Source organism: Lichenibacterium minor (assembly GCF_004137685.1).
Lineage (GTDB): Bacteria > Pseudomonadota > Alphaproteobacteria > Rhizobiales > Beijerinckiaceae > Lichenihabitans > Lichenihabitans minor.
Genome location: NZ_QYBB01000193.1, coordinates 1 through 530, shown reverse-complemented (window position 1 = coordinate 530; position 530 = coordinate 1). Strand labels below are relative to the sequence as shown.

Annotated in this window: 1 pseudogene; it reads right to left on the bottom strand. The window is 62.6% G+C overall.

The window, feature by feature from the left end:
* Positions 1–78: 78 nt before the first annotated feature.
* Positions 79–414 (bottom strand): annotated as a pseudogene (locus D3273_RS27995) (transposase); the annotation flags it as partial.
* Positions 415–530: the final 116 nt, after the last annotated feature.

Sequence of the window (530 nt, the reverse complement as noted above, 5' to 3'; positions counted from 1 at the left end):
AAGGCCGGATACGTTTGTGCAGACAGATCAAGCTGAACCCGAGAAACCACTTGCCGACGGGGCGGGCCATACGTTTTCCGCGCCTGACGCCTTCTGGTGAGCCCGGATGACCGTTCCATCGAGGTACACCAAGCCGAGTGACAGGCCCCGTTCCTGGCACAGCTCCAGCAATCGCTGCCACACGCCGAGCTTGGACCAGCGGATCGACAGTTGTGCAGCCCGCCACCAGGGACCGAGATGGGGCGGCACGCTCCGCCATTTCGCACCGTTGGTATGGCGCCACACGATGGCCGACAGGGTGCGCCGCAGATCCTGAGGCGCCGTCTTGCCCTTCGGCCGGACAGCCTCCATCAGCGGAGCCCATAACGCCCACACGTCATCGTTGGAAAAGTCGATCGCTTCAGACTGGGTCATCCATCCCAGATAGTTGAACGACCCAAGCCCTAACAGACCCTAGCCTAAAGGTCATCAGGTCGATGCGGGTCGAGGTTCTGAGCGGGGTCGAGCGCCGGCGTCAGTGGTCGGACGAT